Raw genomic sequence first — 21120 nt, 5'->3', positions numbered from 1 at the left:
ATGATACATTCATGTGTGACTATCGCCTTGGTTCCTCAAATTAAAACAGGACCTTGGATTTTTTGGAATGATTTAGAGAAAAGTATGGCTCAAGCTGCTTCATTGGGCTTTGATGCCATTGAGCTTTTTACAGCTGATGCCAAAAGTATCGATTTACATCATCTGGAGGACCTATTGAAGCTCTATTCCATGAAGCTTGCTGCTGTAGGAAGTGGTGCAGGTAAAGTCATTCAAGGTTTAACCTTGACTGATTCTAGGCCAGAAATACGGAATCAAGCCATAAGCTTTATTCAAGATATGATGGATTTTGGTGCCTATTTTGGTGCATATGCCATTATCGGATCCATGCAAGGCAACGCCTTACCCGATGCCAGAGAGGAGGCTTTGTCTCATCTTCAATTCGCACTAGAACACTTAGGTAAACATGCCGAAAAATCTGGCGTTCCTCTCATCTATGAGCCATTGAACCGATATGAAACCAATTTGTTCAATACTTTGAGTGCAGGAGGTGAGTTTTTAGATAGTCTAGAAACAAGGCATGTTAAATTATTGGCAGACCTTTTTCATATGAATATAGAGGAGACAGATATTGCTCAAAGTATTCGAGAAAATGCCCATTGGATAGGTCATGTACACTGGGCTGACTCTAACCGTAGACCCGTTGGTTTGGGGCATACCAGCATGCAAGAGATAGCCCATGCACTTAAGGAGATTCAATATCAAGGAGCCATTTCAGCGGAGGCATTCCCTTGGCCTGATCCATATGCGGCTGCCCAACAAACCATTTTGTCATATCAACAATACTTCAAGTCATAAATCCCAATTACTATGCAGCGTTTTTGTTTAGCCTTAGATTTAATCGATGATCCCCAATTAATTCAGGAATATGAGCAGTATCATGCTCCAGGAAGTGCTTGGCCACAAGTGACTCAACATGATATTGATGCCGGTATAAGCAACATTGAAATTTTTAGAACAGGCAATCGAATGTTTATGATTTTAGAAGCTAATGATGATTTTAGTTTTGAGAAAAAAGCTGCATTTGATGCGACCAACCCTAAAATAGCCGAATGGGAAGAGCTGATGTGGAAATTTCAAAAGCCCTTACCTTGGGCCAAACCCGGACAAAAATGGGTGCTCATGGAGCGTATTTTTAAATCATGAAATAAGGCCTGAATATGATTCAGGCCTTTTCTTAATTATGTTGGTGATGCTCGGCAGTCATATAATGTTCCTTCAATAAATCGGTTCCAAAGTCTCCCCTGAAATCTCTCCAAACAGTATGTATATGATTAGCATTGTCTTGAGTATTGTCAAATTCTACTAAAAAGGATTTCCCTTGAATACGGTAGTAATGCGCTTTTTTTCGTTCCGTACTTCCTGCCCAGGCAAACTTCACGGCATGGAAATCCTCTGCCGCGATGTGTTTCAAACGCATCTCGGCAATTTTTGAAGGCATAGCAGATAAATAATGCATGATAAGTTGGTTTAAACCAGCCTTTTGAGTAGGGTTCATGTCCTTCACCGAGATACCCTCATCGGCAAGTGGACCCACATGTACTGAGTTCGTGGTAAGAACTTCATTGAAGGTCGTTAAACTAAAAATGGCCTTATTTTTCTGTTTTTCATTGAAGGAATTAATTAAGTCCAAGGCCATATCTTCTTCCTCTTTCATCAAACGAGTACCCTTTCTTTCTCCCGTTTCTGCTTCAGCCGGATACACCCCAAAGAAAAAAGGCGCGAAGGAAAGTTGATGATTGACCACGGTGAAGTTCAAGGCCAAATGATGACCTCCAAATTTCCAGCCCCAAACTTTGTCTTTACCCGGATCTCCATAAAATGCCACAAACTGGTTTTCTGGGATTCTACTTGGGTTTTTAGGTTGAATCTCTTTTAGATAATATTCATAGTCCATGATGTCACGGGTCTTTTTAAATCCCTTTGCACTTAAATAGACTTGCATGAAATCATATAATAATTGCTTTTGATTGGCATCCATATCTTTTACTACTGCTCCGTGTCGGGCCACCATGGTGGGAGGTAAAAAGTGCCAATTAAAACGGGTAACGGCTTCGAAAGGGAAAAGTGCTCGACTTTTTTGCGCCTCATTCAAGGATTGAATGAAAGCAAGGGCTTTTTGGGCTCCTTCGTTCTGTGCCCAAATGGGACTAGAAAGAAGGCAAAAAATGAATAAAATACAGATTCTTTTCATAGGTATCTTGTAGGTAAATAGGTTTTTGTTTTGAGTATTTTTAGCTTAAGCTTACTTTTTTACCCGTTTTGACCGCCTCAAAAATGGCTTCAATAATTTTCATATCTTTCAATCCCTCTTCACCATCTACGGGTATTTTGGGAACTTTGTTATCGTGAATGATGGCTGCAAATTCATCCATTTGTATAGTCTGATGCGTTACATGTGCGAAGGATAATTCCCCTTTATTTGTTTTGGCTTTGATGGGGCCATATCCGGTGGATGGCATCATCTCAGCAAAACCTTTGGTTCCATTTAAATAAAACTTATCTAAGTTATTTAAGGCATAAGTAGAAAGACAAGAAGCTACGGCTCCACTAGGAAATCCCATTTGAAATTGGATAGTTTCGTCTACCCCTTCTTTAAATTTGACAGGGTCGGTTTTCGTTTCTTGGGCTGTAACCCAAACCGGCTCTTCGCCCACCATGTATCGAGCCCCGTTGATGGAATAAATGCCAATATCCATCATGGAACCTCCACCCGCTAGGATTTTATTTAGGCGCCATTGTTTGGGATCACCAATGATAAATCCAGAAAGCCCCTGAAAAAACAAGATTTTGCCAAATTCGCCCGCTTCTCTTTTTTGAATGATTTCTAAGGTATTAGGTTCAAAATGCATGCGATAGCCAATCAACAATTTTACGCCGGCCTTTTTGCAGGCGTCTATCATTTTTTGTGCATCTTTTACATTAGTAGCCATGGGTTTCTCACTGATAACATGCTTGCCCAATTGTGCTACTTGAATGGCAAATTCGGGGTGACGACTGTTGGGCGTCATGATGTACACCGCATCTATGTCGGGGTTATTTTTGATTTTATGCAATTCATCGTAGGAGAAGCGCTGATTTTTAGGTACTTGGTATTTCTCCCCCCATTGTTCTAGTTTTTCTGGAGTACCACTAATTAATGCGGTGATCTTGGCTCTTTTGCATCCTTGCATAGCCCTAGCCACGATGTTGGCATAACCTCCTAAGCCTAATAACGCCACCTTTAATACGGGGCCATCTGCCAAAGGCTCATAAATCGGGTTGCTATTTTCTGCTTGGGAAATCAATGGCATGGCCAACAAGGGGGCAGCAACCATTTGAATGAAATTGCGACGAGAACTCATAGTAATTCTGAATGTGCTAAATGGATAAGATGATTATGGACTTAAATCTAAGTAAATTAAATCTAAAAATGATGCAATTTTTATTTATCTTGATTTGTACGCTTTCTAGGTAAATAAAGCCTATTTTTGTGCATTATTACTCGATAAACCTATAAAAAATGATGAAAATTACGTATGTCATAGGCATATTTCTTTGCCTGATAGTTTCCCCTATATTATCACAATCAAGTACTGCTTATTTTAAAAAAATTCAAAAGTCATATACCAATGCCCAGGAGCCTTTAGTCATGATTGCTGCACATCGGGGAGCTCATTTGGAGGAACCTGAAAATTCTTTGGCCGCTTTACAAAAGACTATTAGCCTAGGCGTGGATATTATGGAATTGGATGTGCGATTTACCAAGGACAGAAAAATGGTATTGATGCATGATAAGAAAGTGGATAGGACGACCAATGGCAAGGGACTGGTATCAGATTTTACTTTTGAGGAGATTAGAAAGTTGCGATTAAAGCATCTGGATCAAATTACTAATGAACAAATTCCTACATTGGAAGAAGTATTTCAGCTAGCTAAAGGGAAAGTTTTAATTGATTTAGATATTAAGGATGATGCGACGATTGATTCGATCATGGCCTTGGTAGACCGAATGAAAATGGAGAAAAATTGCTTCTTTTTTGTGTATGAGCCTGAGGAGATCAAGATGCTGCAAAAACGAAACAAAAATTATCAAATCATGATTCGTACGGAAAATGAGGAGGGGGTTAAAAAGCTAGTTGCCTCGGGTGCGAAACCGCAAGCAGTACACATTGATCCAAGTCATTACACGCCAGAGGTGGTTCAGGCTATTAAAAATATTCCGGCTAGAGTATGGATTAATGCTCTGGGGGCGGTAGATTTTAAGGCATCTCAACAGCCTGCTGCTTTTGAAGAAGTGTTAAAGTGGGGGGTCAATATGATTCAAACGGACCAACCAGCCAAACTAAAGGAATATCTGAAAGGACAGGGCAAGTATCGCTAATTTAAAAATTTGATTTTCCTTGAAAAGAAAACTATCGAGAAAGTAAAAATTGAGAAAGCGCAAGAAGTACAGGGTGGTAGATTCTTTTATTGGTCAATTCATTAAAATACATACTTTTGAACATTGACCAATCACTAATTTTCATACCATGAAACTTTATTTCGGAATTTTCGGATTGATTTTTTTCGTTTTTTCTTGTACCAAGGAAATAGTCACTACTCCTACGAGTAATACAAGTGCCGGCAATACTAATTCAAATACCTCAATTACTTATTCCAATTTATGGATTCCGCCCACTTTATCCGGTACCACTTTTAACCTCAGTTTAGATAAGTCGACCAAGCAATTTTTCTCAGGAAGCATCACCAATACCTATGCCTACAATGGGGCTAATTTTTGGGGTCCCACCTTGATTATGAATAAGGGAGATCAGGTACAAATCAATGTGAAGAATAATTTGAATGAGACAACCACAAGCCACTGGCATGGTTTCCATATACCTGCCGAAATGGATGGGGGGCCGCATCAGGAAATATTAGCCAGTACAACCTGGAGTCCCAATTTTAAAGTGATGAATAATGCGGCTACCTACTGGTATCATCCTCATTTACATGAATTAACAGCTAAGCAAGTTTCCATGGGAGCAGGTGGCTTAATCATTATAAAAGATCCTGAGGAGGCGGCTTTAGCTCTTCCAAGAACCTATGGAGTAGATGATATTCCAGTGGTATTAACTAGCAGAAAGTTTACTAGTACGAATGTGATCGATTTTTCCACGGCTTATGGAGATTATTTATTGACTAATGGCACTTTAAATGCACAAATATCTTTACCCAAACAAGTTGTCAGATTTAGGATATTAAATGCGGAAATTGAGCGGGGATATAATCTGGGTTTTTCGGATAATCGAACCTTTTATATCATAGCTAATGATGGGGGATTATTAGATAATCCTGTTCCCGTAACTCGAGTGCCCTTGGTGGTGGGTGAGCGTATCGAGATTTTGCTAGATTTAAGTAATGATGCCTTAGGAAGTTCCTTGGATTTTAAAGCCTACAATGCCAATTTACCTCAAGGTTTTGGGGGAAGTGAGCCGGCACAAAGTGGACAATTTGGTAGTTTACTGAATAATAAAGACTTCCCTGTATTACATATTAATGTAGCGGCAACTAATACAAGTCCCATGTTAGCTATTCCTTCCACTTTAGTGAAAAATACCACTTTAGCAGCAACAGATGCTACGAATAGTCGAATGCTCATGGTTACAGGCGGTCAACCCAATGGCCCTGCATTTTCATTTAATAATTCCACCTTCAACCATCAAACAATCAATCAAACGGTTAAGCTGAATGCGGTTGAAAAGTGGACCATCATGAATAACAATGTTTTTGGTCATTCCTTTCATATCCATGATGTTCAATTTAAAATTTTATCTCGAAGTTCTGGGAGTGTTGGCCTGCATGAATCAGGTTGGAAGGATACCGTATATTTGCCTGTTGGGCAGTCTGTTACAATCATTGCGAAGTTTGATGATTTCGCCTCAGATAAGTACCCATTTATGTACCACTGCCACTTCGCAAACCATGAAGATGGCGGTATGATGGGGCAGTTTTTGGTGGTTCCTTAAGAGGAAAGCTGTTGGGGAAAACTCCATGGTGGAAGTAGTTTTAATCAACACCACCATGGAGTTTATGTATTTAGGATATAACACCTAATTTTTTACCCACTTTAATAAATGCCGCAATGGCTTTATCTAAGTGGTGCTTATCATGAGCCGCCGATAATTGTACGCGAATTCTTGCTTTGCCTTGAGCCACTACCGGGTAGAAAAAGCCTACCACATATATTCCTTCATGTAACATTTCAGCAGCAAATGTTTGAGCTACTTTGGCGTCGTAAAGCATGACGGGTACTATGGGATGAAAACCAGGCTTAATATCAAATCCTGCCTCCGTCATTTTGGCTCGGAAATAGCTGGTGTTATCCGCTAGTTTATCTCGTAAGGCAGTAGATTCGGTTAATAAATCCAACACCTCAATGGATGCTGCGGTAATGGCAGGAGCTAGGGTATTGGAAAATAAATACGGTCTGGAGCGTTGGCGCAACATTTCAATAATTTCTTTTCTGCCAGATGTGAATCCACCAGAAGCCCCCCCTAAGGCCTTACCTAATGTTCCAGTGATGATGTCCACTCGGCCCATTACATTGAAATGTTCATGCGTTCCTCTCCCTGTTTTTCCTATAAAACCACTGGCATGGCATTCGTCTATCATCACCAAGGCCCGGTATTTATCTGCCAAATCACATATTTGATCCAAAGGAGCCACAGATCCATCCATGGAGAATGCCCCATCTGTCACAATAATTCTATGTCTACAAGACTGAGCCGCTATCAATTGTTTTTCTAAGTCCTCCATGTCGATGTTTTTGTAACGGAAGCGTTGTGCTTTACACAAACGCACCCCATCTATGATGGAAGCATGGTTAAGTTCATCCGAAATGATGGCATCTTCTGACGAAAACAAGGGTTCAAAAACACCCCCATTGGCATCAAATGCTGCAGCGTATAAAATGGTGTCCTCTGTGCCTAAGAACTCGGAGATTTTTCGCTCCAATTCTTTGTGAATATCCTGTGTACCACAAATAAAACGAACGGAGGAAAGGCCAAATCCATGGGATTCAATACCTTTTTTAGCGGCTTCAATAACTCGGGGATGGGAAGATAAACCCAAGTAATTGTTGGCACAGAAATTAATCACTTCTTGTCCAGTATTAAGCTGTATATCAGCCCCTTGTGGGCTGGTGATGATGCGTTCTTGTTTAAATAAACCAGCTTCTTTGATGGAAGCTAGTTCATCTAGTAGAGGTCCTTGTAGTGTTTGGTACATATTCTTTGATGTCTTATTTTCTAAGGTTATTAAGCATATCTTGGGTCATTTTACCTAAGTCAAAAGCGGGTTTCCATCCCCAATCTTGTCGAGCCACTTGATCGTCTATGGAAGCAGGCCAAGAATCAGCGATGGCTTGTCTTGGATCATGAGCGGCATATTTCAATTGAAAATTAGGAATATGCTTTTTGATTTCTTCCGCTAACATTTCTGGGGTAAAACTCATGCCTGCAAAATTATAGCTAGACCGAATGTGAATTTGATTAGCTGGAGCATCCATAAGTTCAATGGTCCCTCGGATGGCATCTTCCATGTACATCATGGGTAATTCTGTCCCTTCATTTAAAAATGAAGAGTAGGAGCCCTTTTTTAAGGCTTCATGGAAAATATGTACCGCATAGTCCGTTGTTCCGCCACCCGGCGCCGCTTTCCAAGAAATTAAACCTGGATAGCGAATACTTCTAACATCCAATTGATACTTTTGGAAATAATATTCGCACCAGCGTTCTCCTGCCAATTTACTAATTCCATACACTGTATTGGGGTCCATGGTACAGTATTGAGGCGTTTGATGCTTGGGTGAATTTGGTCCGAATACTGCGATAGAGCTTGGCCAATAAACCTTGGCGGTTTTGTAAGCTAAAGAAAAGTCCAAGACATTCAATAAGCCGTTCATGTTCAAATCCCAAGCAAGTTTGGGATTTTGCTCTCCTGTAGCAGATAGTAAAGCTGCCAATAAATATACCTGAGTAGGTTGGTATTTTTGGTAAATATATTTGAGCATATCCTTGTCTAGCACATTGACAAACTCGAAGGGTCCTGCATGCAGGGTTTCATAATCGGGTCTTCGGATATCGCAGGCCACCACATTGTCGTTGTGGTAGGCTTTTCTTAATGAATTGACAAGTTCTGTACCAATTTGACCATTGGAGCCAAGAACCAATATTTTTTCTGACATTGTTTGTTGGATGAGTAGTGGGGCAAAGGTAGAAAAATGTCCCTTTCATACCTTGAAATATGCCCAGAAAATTGGGGCGAAGTCATCCGTAAAATTTAAATTATTGCTAACTTCATTGAATTTCTAAACCTTATACTTTTCTCTATGTTACACGCAATTTGTCTAGCTACCTTGCTATTGGGCGGAGTTGAAAGTCCTCTGTTAATGCCCGAGGCTAAACAAAACACATCTAAACAATTCAAACCCAATCGACCTGCTTTGATTAAAAAAAATGCTTCTGCTACCTATGTCTTGGCCGCCTCAGCAGGAAAGGCCATCGGGCCAAACATTAAATATATGCCTGAGTACCAAGCCTTTGGTTGGTTTACTTCCAAAGACCGAGTGGAATGGGAGGTAGAGATTCAAAAAACAGGTAACTACCAAGTGGAAATAGATTATTCGGTGGATAATACGGAGGCAGGAAAAGAATTTATATTGTTGGCTAATGGTACTCAATTGGTAGGGAAAGTGCCCTCTAGTGGGAGTTGGGAGACCTACCGCGTCATTAAACCAGGTAAAATCAAATTACAAGCGGGAGTTCAAAAAATAGTCTTTAAATCCAAGACTTGGTTCAAGGATGGAGGAGCCATTTTGGATTTACGCGGTATTACCTTGAGATAATTCATAAAATATATTGAGTTGTTTTGGCTAAATTTCCATACTTACCCAATACATAATATGTTTAGACGGAATTCCTGTATTTTAAAGGACTAAGTCCCGTATTCTTTTTGAAAAAATGATTGAAGTAACTCACTTCATTGAACCCCAGCGCAAAGGCAATTTCCGAGATATTCCATTCGCTAAATTTGAGCATCACTTTGGCCTCTTGCATCAATCGGTCTGCAATGATCTGTGTGGTTGTTTTTTGTGTAGTTTCTTTGACGGCTCTATTGAGGTGATTCACGTGAACGGATAGTTGATTAGCAAATTCAGAAGCGTTTTTTATTTGGATAGTCGGGTGGTTTTCCTCAATCGGAAATTGCCGTTCCAATAGTTCCAAAAACAAAGTAGAAATACGTTGATTTGCGGTGTTGGGACTATGTTTACTAGCATTGGCAGGCTCTAATTTTAGAGCCGAGTGAATCATTTCAAATGTTAAATTTCTTAAGACATCATATTTGTGTATGTAATCAGATCCTATTTCTTCCAGCATTCTTTTAAATAAGGAAGTAAAATGAGCATAAGATTCATCCCTAAGTTCAAAAACGGCATTCCCATTGGGTTGGTAAATGGAATACTTGTTGATTTGTCCAAATTGTTCGAAAAAACCTTGATTGAAAATACAGAAATAGCCGCTGCTCAAATTTTCAAGGCTTTCCCATTTATATGGAATCATGGGATTAGAAAAGATGACAGCTTGTTTATTCACCTCTACCATTTTATTCGCATAATGTATGCGACCTTGACCTTTGACCAATGTGATTTTATAAAAGTCCCTTCTTCTATATGGAGTAGGTTTTGCTCGGGAACCGATGAATGGATCAAGTTCGAAGACATTAAAATGTCTCCATTCTTTCATAAGGTTTTCGGGTACCCAATTGAATTTATCTTGATAAAACTCCGCTAAGTTGTTAGTTTTTTCCATCGTTTGAATTCCTAATATGATTTAAATTTCTTTTGAAATTGATATACTAAAGCAATGTTCCAAACGAAGTCATTGCCGGGAATAGTGGAATTGATTTTTTGATTTATTATGGAACTTATTGATAAGGGCAAATTCTTTCTAGCTAAGGTCAAAGTTAAGGTGGCATAAGTACCTTTATTTTCATCCATGATTAAGTAAAATAGTTGTGGATTTATGCGCAAGTACGTGTTTTTTACCATTGGAATAGGTGAAAAACTAGCATTGACTGTCATAAAATGAGTATTGTTGGTTGCCCCTTCCGTCATGCCATGTGAATATAAATAATAAGCTCCTACACTTAGTTTTTTCGACAATAACCATGTTGGGGCAAATTCACTGGCCAAGTATTGATGTGGAGTTAATAATTCCTTAGAATTACCTAGCCGATCATATGAAACATAGTTTCTAAATGCCACTGATGGATGCATGCCCATGGTAAATCTGAATTTTGATGTATTAATTGCTTTGTATCGAAACCAAAATAGGAATGACCATGGTTTTCCTTCTAGGGAAAAACGTAATTGTGGTTCAAAAGCAAATTTTTCATTCCCAACGGACAAGTCAAATATGGTAGCGGGTTTTCCCAGTGTAAAAGTTGGAATAACGGAAATACCAGAATTCGTTACTAATGCACTTCCTACAATATGGTAAATGCTTTTGCTTGAATCACTAGTGCTAGTTTCGGCTTTAATCGAATGGGTAAAGCCTCCTACTAGTAGAACAAGCCATGCAAAGTTTAGAAATTTGAAGGAGAAATAATTCGTGGACATATGATTTATATCAAACATGATATTATTTTGAATTACAAATTTCCTTCGAAATTTGAACATATAGAGCATGTCAATCAAATAGAAAGTTATAAAAATCAAACAAATTGAAATTGCTTGATTAGGCTTTTTGTTTTTATTCCTAATTTTTGCCAAATTCCAACAATCAGAAATAATTACCTTTTATTCATTTCTGATAAACCTATTGAACTTAGACCCATGAAAAAGTTTTTATTTCTGTTTGCCTTTGTTTTATTACACAGTTCATTTGTATCTAAAGAAAAAACTTGGGTAGCCATTGGTGATTCTATTACCTATTTGAATGAACATCCTGATGAAACAGGTAATCGGATAAGCAAGGGCTATATGACCCGAGTGGTAGAGGATTTGCCACAATTTCGTTATATCAACAAAGGATTTAATGGTTGGACAGCTGTGAAGATTGCCACCGATTGGGATAAATTGAATATTCCTGTGGCGGATATCTATACAGTTTTTTTAGGGACCAATGATTGGTGGGGTTCTAAATCTTTAGGGACTTTTTCAGATTATCAGGGAAATACTGGCCCAGGAACGGTGAATGGTGCCTTTCGAGTGATTCTTGATCATTTAAAAAAACTCAATCCGCAGGCTAAATTAGTTTTGATTACGCCCATGCAACGGGTGGATTTTGTTTACATCAATAATTTTAAAAACAACGCTTATGGCTCATATAAGGAGAAAAATGGACAAAAGCTGGAGCAGTTTGCGGATGCCATTAAGGCAATAGCACAATTTGAAAATATCCCTTGTGTTGATTTATACCATAAAAAAGGGATGGATCATGCCCAATTGGTTCGTTTCAAGTATTTAAAGGATCCCAATTCTGGAAAATACAAGAAATTCAGTTATCCCGATTTTGTGGATGTTCCCTTTAATCCCGCTATTGATGAATATCCTTATCCTGTCAAAGCTTCTAAATTGACTTACGACGGCCTTCACCCTTCTGACAAAGGATATGTGTTAATTGCTGATGAACTTAAAAAGATTTTTAAAAGCTGGTGATTAAAAAAAATTGAAATTGCCATGAATAGCATATTGGCTTATCTCCCAAATGATTTGATTTCTCAATACATAAAATTTAACTTTCCTACCCTTTTCGCCGTATGACACGTCTAAACATTTTCTTGAAAAAAATAGCAGCTTTATTGATGCTGATATGGCTTGGTTCTGCTTTGCTGGCACATGCCCAAGGTCCCAAGGTCTTGGTGGTGACGGCTCATCCGGATGATGAGACGGGTTTCTCCGTTAGTTTATTTAAGATTACTCATGAATTGAAAGGTATCGTGGATATGGCTGTGATGACAGATGGGGGCGGAGGCTTTGCTGATTCACAATTAGGAGCTATGTATTATGGGCTGAATTTGACGGATTCTTTGGTGGCTCGAACGCATTTACCCATGATTAGAAAACAAGAGATTTTGGACGCCGCCAAGATCATGGGACTAAGAAATATCTATTTTATGGAGCAGCCAGATGATTGGTATACCTTAGATCCCCAACCTTATATTTCAGGTAAAAATTGGGATATCCCCTTTATTGAAAAGCGTTTGGACTTGATTTTATCAGAAAGAAAATATGATTTTATCATCACGATGTTACCTCATGCAGGACAGCATGGACATCATAAAACAGCGGTGTTGATGGCCCTTAGAGCAGTTCAGCGTTTTAAGGGGCCAAACAAGCCCATCATCATTGCAGGGAGTCCTATGGTGGCTAATTCAAAGCCTGTCGATTTTCAAATGTTGGAAGGTTTCCCTGAAACCAAAATTAAGCCCGGTTCTCTTTCCTTCTTCCTTAATCGGGCATTTAGATTTAAGGAAAATGATAAGGTAAGTTATAAAATAGTGGCTGACTGGGTGATTGCGGCTTATAAATCGCAAGGTGCCATCCAAGAAAATGGCATTCATAAAACAGATTTCGAATTGTATCGCTATTTTGATATCAACGATGACCAAGGTATTGCTCGAGTGAAGGACTTATTTGATCAATTGGCCAACAGCGGTTTCGCCGCTCCGAAGTAAAGGTTTTTTCGTTGGTCTTTCTTAGAAAGTCGAACAAATAGCATGGGAATAGAGATTCTTATGAGAAGTCTATTTCATACATTTCTTTACAAAAATTATCCTGTAAAAATAGGTCATTAGCCTGTTGCATTGCCGTTTATACCAATTTCTAAATATTTCACAGATAATTAGACAACTTGTCTCTTCTGGGATTCGTTTGAATAACTAAGGCTTCATTCCTTGTATCAATGTTGAAGCCTTACGACGAATTTTACTTTTTGGAATGTTCAAAATCTGTTAATATGGGAGTCTGGAATTATTTATTTGGAAAGGAAAAGTCAGAGCCAATCGAAGCCGCGGCACTTCAGGAACAGGCGGAACAATTGGATCAACGTTTACATGCTCATTCGGGAGTTAGAGCTCCACAGTCTGGAACTAGGTCTGAGTCAACTTGGCAAAGGGTTTTCGACCGCATCAGGCATGATTATGAGCAAGAAGGCTATCAAGATGCTTTGACAACAGCCGATAATAAATATCGGGATGACAATATAGCCATTATCAAATTGGATTTATTGGCGGATATTCATGAGGCTACCATTGCCATTCAAGAGTATTTGAAGGAGATTGAGTTTCATGTCAATTCTCGTAGAAAGGCTGAACTACACGATATAGTGGATGAGCTACTTACCCGGAGGGAAATATGTTTGGAACGTTTACGAGTGATGGATGAAATTAGGTCTGATATACAACAAGATTCAGGTACTTCTACTCGCATTATTTTGGCTTATAAACGTGGATTTAATAAAGGTTTGGCTGCTTTGTCGGTGGCAAATATCATTCAAAGAAATGTTTAAATAATGAAAAATTTCTTCTTAGCTTCGGATTGGTGGCTACGTTTTGGTTGTTTCCTTTCTGGCCATAATTATCAAATTTTATCAGAATGTTCAGAGGCCAGTAAAAGAGATCAGAAAAAGATCACTTCGGCCATGGTTATTATCACCATAATTTGGTCCATTATTGGGTATATTTTTTCGAACAAATACCTCAATTTTGGGCCTTGGTTTTCTATTTTTGGTTCCATATTTATGGCGGTATTAATTGTTCAAATTGAGCGACAAATTATTTTGTCTGCCAAACTGAATCATTGGGCAAAATTTTTTCGGGTATTATTGGGCATCATTGTGGCCATCATTGGGGCTAGTATCATAGATCAATATTTATTTGCCAATGATATTCAAAAAATTGCCCAAGCAAGTGTTGAATCCAAGGCCTTAAAGGAAAGTAATATTGCTAAAAATGCCTATCAAAGCGCTATAGGGCAGTTGGATAGTACGATCACCCTAGAGAAGATTAATTACCAAAAACTACAAACTCAAATATTAAGACTTCCTGCCACCTTGGCTGGTGGTGGGGGAGGGAAAAAATACGATGCCTCAGGAAATTTAATTAGTGAACAACAAAGCAGTCGGATTCCTAATCCTGAAATTGCCAATTTGAGAGCATTTCAATCTGCCATTCAATCAAAAATTAGTCTGTTAGAAAAGGAGAAAATACAAAAAGGAGAGGCTTATGCCTTGGAAGTCAAGAATAAGGCTCAAGAAATATTAAATCGTCAACCTGGTTTTTTGGATGAATTAAATGCTTTGATCAATTATTTGTTGGATTTTGATCCCTATCCTACAGCTTTGATCTTTTACCTCATTTGGTTTTTGTTTTTCTTGTTGATCGAATCCTTGGTATTAATTATTAAAAGTTCCCATCATGAAAATGATTATGAAAAAGTGTTGGATTACCAACAGAATATTCGAATTCGACGATTGATGGCTTTGGAGGATAAGCGAAATGCTGCACTCGGTTCTGATGCCATGATTAACTCATCATCCAGTTTATTAAATAAATTACCTAAATAGACCAATTGTATATATAAACAGGCCTCCCAATTATCGGGAGGCCTGTTTTATTTAATATCAATTCAATTATTTTTTGGGATCTAATGCTTTGTCAATTCGGGCTATTAAATCTAATATATGTAATTTGCTTAATCTGTCAGCTGTTCTGGCAGAGGCTTGCTTGAGGCTGTCTTTCAAACTCAATAATTGACCTCTGGCAATGGAAGGTAAATCTGTTTGATTCAAATTAACCACACGGGTTTTAAATCCATAGGTGACACCCACTGGAATGGATCTAACTTGCGCATTACCTGGATTTAATAAGGCAGCTACTTTATCAATGTACAGTTTTTGAAGATTTCTTCTGAATATATCCATGGAAACCTGGCTCTTTAATTCAGTAAAAATCCCTAATCGTAAATCAGTCAATAATTCATCTACTGAATAATTATTTTTGTTAATTGAGGAACCTTCCATTAATCTTACCATGCGGTCGCCTGCCAAGAGATTACTCAAGGTAGCATCTTGCATGGATTTAATAGATTCTACCCCATTTTCAGGATTGATTTTGGCTAGAATATTTTGATCTAATAACCAAGTGGGTGTATTGAATAATTGCTTATTCAAGAAGGAAATGGCATCTTTTTGTAGATTTTTTGGAACAACTTCAAATTGATTACCTGCCATGTCATAGGTTTTTGGGTTGTCATAGATTCCTCCTACATTTTTTGTCACATGGCCTAAATACCTTCTGAATTGACTAGTTACATTGGTATATAATTCATCCAATTCCGAATAACTTTCTCCATTTTCTTTTGTCCATTCAATCAGATTGGGAAGTATTCTCTGTAAGTTTTTAATACCGTAAGTTGAAGCTATCATGGCATTATCACCAATATCCTCTGTTTGGTAACGAGGGTCATACGGGCTAACCTCGGTTCCAAACCAGAGTCTACGGTTCTTGTAGGCCTCTTTAGTTAATTCGTTTAGAATTGCTTTTTCTTCTTTTTCATTCTTGGCATCATCAAAGTAAGAATAGCCCCATTTAATGGCCCATTTGTCATAATCTCCAATTTTAGGAAATAAATGAGTGACTCCATCTTCTGGTTGAGCGACGTAATTGAAACGCGCATAATCCATAATGGAAGAAGTGTGCCCATTTTTTTCTTGAAAGTCCTTATCTCTTAATTTTTCAACAGGCGTAGCTGAGCTGGCTCCCATATTATGACGTAAACCTAGGGTGTGACCCACTTCATGTGAGGAAACAAAACGAATCAATTCTCCCATTAAGGCATCATCAAATTGTTTTTTACGAGCATTAGGGTCCACGGCACCTGTTTGAACCATGTACCAGTTTCTCAAAAGTGACATGATGTTGTGGTACCAGCCGATATGACTTTCTAAGATTTCTCCTGTTCTAGGATCATGAACATTGGGGCCATAGGCATTCTGAATATCTGCTGCAAAATAGCGAACTACGGAGAATCTAGCATCCTCCAGACTCATACTTGGGTCATTTTCAGGCCAATATTCTCCACGAATGGCATTTTTCCAACCTGCATGTTCAAATGCCACTTGCCAATCATCTATACCTGCTTTGATGAATTTTTTCCATTTATCAGGTGTAGCAGGATCAATGTAATATACGATAGGTTTCGCAGGTTCAATCAATTGCCCCTTTTTCTGTTTTTCGGCATCCTCCTTAGACTTAGGTTCAAGCCTCCATCGAACCGCAAATACCTCAGTATCAGCTTTTTGAGATTCTTCTTCAAATACTCCATATTGATTAGCGAAATAACCTACTCGGGCATCAAAGCTCCTTTTGCGCATCGGTTTTTTCGGAAGTGCAATCATGGATGTGTTTAATTCTAATGTTAATAGACCCGCATCTACTCCAGCTGGTAAATTTGTACCAATTCGTGGAACGGGAGTCAGCGAAAGAAGGGTAGGGACAGTAGAATAAGTCTTTACCGTTCTAATTTCTGTATTAATAGGGAAACTACTGATCTTTTGAATGAATGATTTGTCCTTCTGAAATGCTTGGATACTCAGGGTTTGTTTTTTTACGGGATCTAAAGAAAATGTCTGTAAATCAGAATCAAAAGTGCTGGTCACATCTATTACATAAGATAACTCCTTTTTACCTGTTGAGTCCTTTTTGATTGCTAAAATATCATAAATGCCAATAATGGGGTTAGCTGAAGAATTTTTTACGGCTTGAGCCAAAGGTTTCCCTTCATCTGGCGACATGATAACATAGGTAATAGAACGAAGTAATAGGTTATTATTATTCCCTTTTTCGAATTGAATCACTTGTCGATTTACCTCTTCACCTCCAAAAATACCTCCTCCAGCAGGCGTCTTTGAAAAACGAGTGATGGTCATTATTTCCTGATCAATGAGGGACGCAGGGATTTCAAAAAGGTATTTTTGGTCCATTTTGTGAACATCAAACAAGCCTTTTTGAGTGATCGCGGTACTGTCAACTACTTTGTTATAAGGCTTAGGACCTTTTTTAGAATCTGGTTTAGATGCATCTGCACTAGGTGTAGAGGCTACAGGAGTTTTAGGTGGGTCAACTTTCTTATTGCCTTGGGCAATTGCTGAGGGAGTTTGAATCAATAATGCAACGGCTAGGAATACATTTAGTGAGATTTTTTTCATGTATTTAAAGTTTGTTTACAAGGAAAAATCGTCGGAAACGATCAATTCCTACATGGAAGTTAGACAGTAATTTACAATTTGGTTTGGGAACTTCCCAAACCGATTATCATATTTATTCGGAAAAATGAAACATTATAAACGAAAATTTATAAAAACAAAAAGCCTTCCCCAAGTGGGGAAGACTTCGCAAAACACGGAAATATCTTTACAGCAAGTATTAATAAAAGCCTGGAGCCCCTACATTTAATCGACCTCCCGTGATCGTTTTTCCAGATAGGGAAGAAGTGGAGACAGTATTATTAATGATTGCTTTTTTGATAATTTGAGATATAGTTTGTGTGGTACTATTCGGATAGTTTTTAGCCGCATACAAAGCCACCGCGCCAGTTACATGTGGAGTAGCCATAGAAGTACCACTGTAAGCAGCATAACCAACGCCATTAGGACCGGGAACTGTTGAGATAATATTGGCACCTGGGGCACCTAATGCTACTGTTTTGGATCCGTAATTTGACCAAGAAGTAAGTGATCCATTCACGTCAATCGCTGATACAGCAATGACATTCGCTACCACATAACTGGCAGGATATGATTTGGTTACATCTATATTGATACCGGAATTTCCTGCAGCAACCACAAATAAAATGCCCGCCTTATCTGCCCGCTGAATTGCGCTCAGTAATAATTTAGAATAGCTACCTCCTCCCCATGAATTATTGGAGGCTACAATATTAATTCCTTTACTCTTTTTTAAATTAGTCAAGTAATCCAGTGCTTTGATAGCATTAGAAGTGGAACCACCAGTTGTACCTAAAAATTTTGCTGGAATAATTTCAACATTCCAATTCATGCCAACTACACCTATTGAATTGTTTCCCATAGCTCCAATCGTACCTGAAACATGGGTTCCGTGTGCATCAATATTGTTGGTTGAAGTTCCATCGTATACAGAATTATCGTTGTTAGCAAAGTCCCAACCACGAATATCATCTACATATCCGTTATTGTCATTATCAATTCCATCAACTATTTCATTGGGATTTGACCAAATATTATTGACTAAATCAGGATGATTATACATGATTCCTTCGTCAATTACCCCTACATAAACCGTTGATTTCCCGGTGTTATTTTTTGACCAGGCTACATTTGCATTTGTGCCAAAGCTTCCATTTAATCCCCAAAGCTGACCTGTTCCATAAAAGTAGTCATCAGGTGTGGTGCTGGTTTGCTGATGAGTATAGGTTTCATTCAGCTCGACTACTTCAATAAGTGAATTACCCGCTGCCCGATTGATCGCCTCTAAGGCTTTCAGGTTGGTTTTGACTACATAGAACCCCTCATCTCCTGAATCTTTCATTTCTTGTGTGAGAATTTGCTCCTTGATGATTCCTGAGATTGCTTTAATAGCAGTCAGTTTACCTGACTCAGATACTCCGCTTTTAAATTTGATCAGAATTTCGTCAGAATTCCCTTGAGTAGTATTGGAAAAATTACTCAAGCTGGATGCATTGCCATTATTAGGATTAGGCGACAGCAATAACTCTTCGGATTGCATTTGGCAAGAGTAAATTAATACCGCCAAAAGCGCAATGGTTAATTTTGATTTCATTATTCGATTTTAAATGATTTTAAGTAGTTTTTAAAAATTAGAACACCTTATTATCTAAAATTCGAACACAGTTAATGCATTTTACGGCCGTTAATTTATAAAACAAATTCAATTAATCTTAATTATTTACCATTATTTTATTTCAAATGAACTAAAACTGTTGATTTTTGGGTCAGATTGATTCGAAAAGTACAATTCTTAAACTAATTTTGGTTGAATTTGATTTAGATTTATTACTAAATATCTAAGTGGATCCATTGCCTGTATTTAGGCTATTTGTAGGTGTAAAATTTTAGCAGGATTGTTTTTTACAAGAAAATGATATCCTTCAATTGGTGATTTAATGAAGGTTGTAAATTGTTATCATTTATTTTCCTTTTTTCTGGGCTGCCATCCATTCCATGATGCTTGCTGGCTTTCCATTTACTTTGACCAATGAACCATTCAGATCAGTTCTTGGTAGGTTTTCATGCAAATAGACCCAAGACCAGTGGCCATTGTATTGGTAACCTTGACCTCCATATTGATTGCTTATGTCATATACGTGATCATAAAATGTGAAATATACATTTTTAGCTCCAGCCGCTTTTAATCGATTGTACACAGGTACTACTGTTTGATCGGGTACTGTGGTGGGATCATCTTTAGAATGGACAAACCAAATAGGCACTCGCTTGATTTTTTGTATTTCCGCATCGCTGATGTAGGTAGAACGATAGGCCAAGGCACTAATGTAGCCTGCCGCAAAGTAATCAGGATATAATAAAATTAATTTCAAAGCCATGTACCCGCCATTAGAACAACCTCCCACGTAAATTCGATTAGGGTCAATGGATGGGTTTGATTTTACGTAATCTTTGACGAGGGCCATTAAGCCCTCATTGTATACATCATTTTCTTTTCCTTGAGTGCTTACTTTTTGAGCATTATGCATCCAAGCACCAGGACATTGCGGTGACAAAACATAGGCTCCTTCGAAGATGGATTGAATGCCTTCTGAGGCGTAATTGGCCGCTTTATTTCCTAATAATGGGATAGTAGGATCAAAGCCACCTTCGCCTCCTCCATGTAACCAAATTATTAATGGGGCTTTATCTTTCTTTATTTTAGGGCTGAAAGTGGCATAAGACATAGTTAATTGATCATTGTAACGATACTTTCCGGTAAGGTCAAACTGGTCAATCAATGGCATGATTTTACCTGTAGAATTATCCCAAACCTGTTGAGATTTGTGGTTCACGACCAAGATTTGATAATCTATCCAAACATTTCCTTTGCCTCGAAAATATTGAATTGGGGAACTAATGGGTAAATGTGGTCCAATAGCTAAATTCAGAGTGATGTATTTGCCTGTTTTTTGGCGTTTTCCATTTTCATCGGACACATAGGCACTCATTACCTCTCTTTTACCATGAGCATTTTCCTCAGTAATGGGACCATGATTGGATTTTCTGGAGGCAAAAACGGTGAATTCATGGCTAAGTGCCGAGGAGGTAGTGTCAGGTAAAGAAAGAATAACCTTATTAACTGCCGCGCCCCAGTCGAATCCTTCTACGACTATTTTGTAAGAGCCACCAGGTTTAGCTAAACCCACTAGGGTAAATATTAGCAATGGGAGAAGGAGTAAGTATCTGAGTTTTTTCATGTAAAAGGTATTTTTTCTCAAAGTAATGATAAATTGGAGATTATTGTGGCGGGACTATGTGGCAAATATGAGATTTTCGATCATATTTTATTGATTTACCGGAATGTAAATTAGTTATTTTGCTTTAAATCAATGACTTAATCTTTTAGTTATGAAAATTAAATACATACTTTTTAGCTTCATTTTTTGCCTATTGACTCATTTCAATTCATTAGGGCAAAGCTCCCCCGAAAGTCTTCAAAAACCTATTATTCAGTTTTTTGAGGGATTTTCTCAGTTGAGCGAGAAATTGATTCGGGAAAATACCACGGAAGATTTTGTACTGCTAGAAGATGGAATGTTATGGAACAATGATACCCTGGCGACTAAAATAAAGGGTGCAAAGTCGATGAATTTTGAACGTAAAAATACCTTTAAATTTATCCATTCAGAAGAAAGGGGTGATACAGCTTGGCTCACCTACTGGAATCAAGCTGACATCACCGTGGGAGGTAAAAATCGTGTCATTCGATGGCTTGAATCTGCGGTATTAGTAAGACAGGCTGATCGATGGAAAATACGCATGCTGCACTCAACCCCTTTGAAAAAAGCTCCATGAGTCAAATGGATAT

At 38.3% G+C, this 21120-nt stretch carries 19 protein-coding genes; 10 read left to right on the top strand and 9 right to left on the bottom strand.

Going from position 1 to position 21120, the window contains the following annotated elements; genetic code table 11:
- Together ESB04_RS12150 and ESB04_RS12145 are read left to right on the top strand one after the other, a co-directional pair.
- Complete coding sequence (locus ESB04_RS12150; RefSeq protein WP_129028025.1) at positions 1-816, top strand: sugar phosphate isomerase/epimerase family protein; 816 nt, start codon at positions 1-3, stop codon at positions 814-816.
- A 12-nt stretch (positions 817-828) separates the two neighbouring features.
- A complete protein-coding gene (locus ESB04_RS12145) occupies positions 829-1164 on the top strand; it encodes an L-rhamnose mutarotase (RefSeq protein ID WP_129028024.1) in 336 nt (111 codons plus the stop codon).
- Between the two features lie 31 nt (positions 1165-1195).
- Here ESB04_RS12145 and ESB04_RS12140 read toward each other — a convergent pair whose 3' ends face one another.
- Entirely contained in the window at positions 1196-2212 is a 1017-nt protein-coding gene (locus ESB04_RS12140) for a DUF3500 domain-containing protein (RefSeq protein ID WP_129028023.1), read from the bottom strand.
- A gap of 40 nt (positions 2213-2252) precedes the next feature.
- On the bottom strand, positions 2253-3362 hold the full coding sequence (locus ESB04_RS12135; protein WP_129028022.1) for a Gfo/Idh/MocA family protein: 1110 nt from the start codon (positions 3360-3362) through the stop codon (positions 2253-2255).
- 158 nt (positions 3363-3520) lie between these two features.
- On the opposite strand from ESB04_RS12135, the gene ESB04_RS12130 reads away from it, so the two are divergent.
- Together ESB04_RS12130 and ESB04_RS12125 are read left to right on the top strand one after the other, a co-directional pair.
- Positions 3521-4381, top strand: coding sequence for a glycerophosphodiester phosphodiesterase family protein (locus tag ESB04_RS12130; RefSeq protein WP_129028021.1), 861 nt, complete (start codon positions 3521-3523; stop codon positions 4379-4381).
- 148 nt (positions 4382-4529) lie between these two features.
- On the top strand, positions 4530-6008 hold the full coding sequence (locus tag ESB04_RS12125; protein WP_129028020.1) for a multicopper oxidase family protein: 1479 nt from the start codon (positions 4530-4532) through the stop codon (positions 6006-6008).
- Between the two features lie 70 nt (positions 6009-6078).
- Here the strand turns inward: ESB04_RS12125 and kbl are convergent, their stop codons facing one another.
- Both kbl and ESB04_RS12115 read right to left on the bottom strand, forming a co-directional pair.
- Positions 6079-7269, bottom strand: coding sequence for a glycine C-acetyltransferase (gene kbl, locus ESB04_RS12120; protein ID WP_129028019.1), 1191 nt, complete (start codon positions 7267-7269; stop codon positions 6079-6081).
- A 13-nt stretch (positions 7270-7282) separates the two neighbouring features.
- A complete protein-coding gene (locus tag ESB04_RS12115; protein ID WP_129028018.1) occupies positions 7283-8227 on the bottom strand; it encodes an NAD-dependent epimerase/dehydratase family protein in 945 nt (314 codons plus the stop codon).
- A 144-nt stretch (positions 8228-8371) separates the two neighbouring features.
- Here ESB04_RS12115 and ESB04_RS12110 point away from each other — a divergent pair, with 144 nt between their 5' ends.
- Positions 8372-8887, top strand: a complete 516-nt coding sequence (locus tag ESB04_RS12110; RefSeq protein ID WP_129028017.1) for a carbohydrate-binding protein — start codon at positions 8372-8374, stop codon at positions 8885-8887.
- Positions 8888-8948: 61 nt separating this feature from the next.
- Here ESB04_RS12110 and ESB04_RS12105 read toward each other — a convergent pair whose 3' ends face one another.
- The gene (locus ESB04_RS12105) at positions 8949-9851 is read right to left on the bottom strand and encodes a helix-turn-helix domain-containing protein (RefSeq protein WP_129028016.1); all 903 of its coding nucleotides are present in this window, start codon (positions 9849-9851) and stop codon (positions 8949-8951) included.
- An 11-nt stretch (positions 9852-9862) separates the two neighbouring features.
- Positions 9863-10660: a hypothetical protein gene (locus ESB04_RS12100; protein ID WP_129028015.1), complete on the bottom strand. Its 798-nt coding sequence runs from the start codon at positions 10658-10660 to the stop codon at positions 9863-9865.
- 216 nt (positions 10661-10876) lie between these two features.
- Between ESB04_RS12100 and ESB04_RS12095 the strand changes: the two genes are divergently transcribed.
- The 4 genes from ESB04_RS12095 (at position 10877) to ESB04_RS12080 (ending at position 14609) form a co-directional block, all read left to right on the top strand.
- Positions 10877-11701 carry an SGNH/GDSL hydrolase family protein gene (locus ESB04_RS12095; protein WP_129028014.1) on the top strand — a complete coding sequence of 275 codons (825 nt, stop codon included), beginning with the start codon at positions 10877-10879 and terminating at the stop codon, positions 11699-11701.
- Between the two features lie 101 nt (positions 11702-11802).
- Positions 11803-12720, top strand: coding sequence for a PIG-L family deacetylase (locus ESB04_RS12090; RefSeq protein WP_129028013.1), 918 nt, complete (start codon positions 11803-11805; stop codon positions 12718-12720).
- 281 nt (positions 12721-13001) lie between these two features.
- A complete protein-coding gene (locus ESB04_RS12085; RefSeq protein WP_129028012.1) occupies positions 13002-13553 on the top strand; it encodes a hypothetical protein in 552 nt (183 codons plus the stop codon).
- A 3-nt stretch (positions 13554-13556) separates the two neighbouring features.
- Complete coding sequence (locus tag ESB04_RS12080; protein WP_129028011.1) at positions 13557-14609, top strand: DUF4407 domain-containing protein; 1053 nt, start codon at positions 13557-13559, stop codon at positions 14607-14609.
- Between the two features lie 66 nt (positions 14610-14675).
- Here ESB04_RS12080 and ESB04_RS12075 read toward each other — a convergent pair whose 3' ends face one another.
- From ESB04_RS12075 to ESB04_RS12065, 3 genes are all read right to left on the bottom strand, one after another.
- The gene (locus tag ESB04_RS12075) at positions 14676-17252 is read right to left on the bottom strand and encodes a zinc-dependent metalloprotease (protein ID WP_129028010.1); all 2577 of its coding nucleotides are present in this window, start codon (positions 17250-17252) and stop codon (positions 14676-14678) included.
- Positions 17253-17469: 217 nt separating this feature from the next.
- Complete coding sequence (locus tag ESB04_RS12070; protein ID WP_129028009.1) at positions 17470-18864, bottom strand: S8 family peptidase; 1395 nt, start codon at positions 18862-18864, stop codon at positions 17470-17472.
- 367 nt (positions 18865-19231) lie between these two features.
- The gene (locus ESB04_RS12065) at positions 19232-20509 is read right to left on the bottom strand and encodes a prolyl oligopeptidase family serine peptidase (protein WP_129028008.1); all 1278 of its coding nucleotides are present in this window, start codon (positions 20507-20509) and stop codon (positions 19232-19234) included.
- Between the two features lie 151 nt (positions 20510-20660).
- Here ESB04_RS12065 and ESB04_RS12060 point away from each other — a divergent pair, with 151 nt between their 5' ends.
- A complete protein-coding gene (locus ESB04_RS12060; protein WP_129028007.1) occupies positions 20661-21107 on the top strand; it encodes a nuclear transport factor 2 family protein in 447 nt (148 codons plus the stop codon).
- Positions 21108-21120 lie beyond the last annotated feature (13 nt).

Origin of the sequence: Aquirufa rosea (assembly GCF_004118285.1) — a bacterium.
Lineage (GTDB): Bacteria > Bacteroidota > Bacteroidia > Cytophagales > Spirosomataceae > Aquirufa > Aquirufa rosea.
The sequence above is the reverse complement of the archived record's forward strand: the minus strand, read 5'-3'. Positions and strand labels throughout refer to the sequence as shown.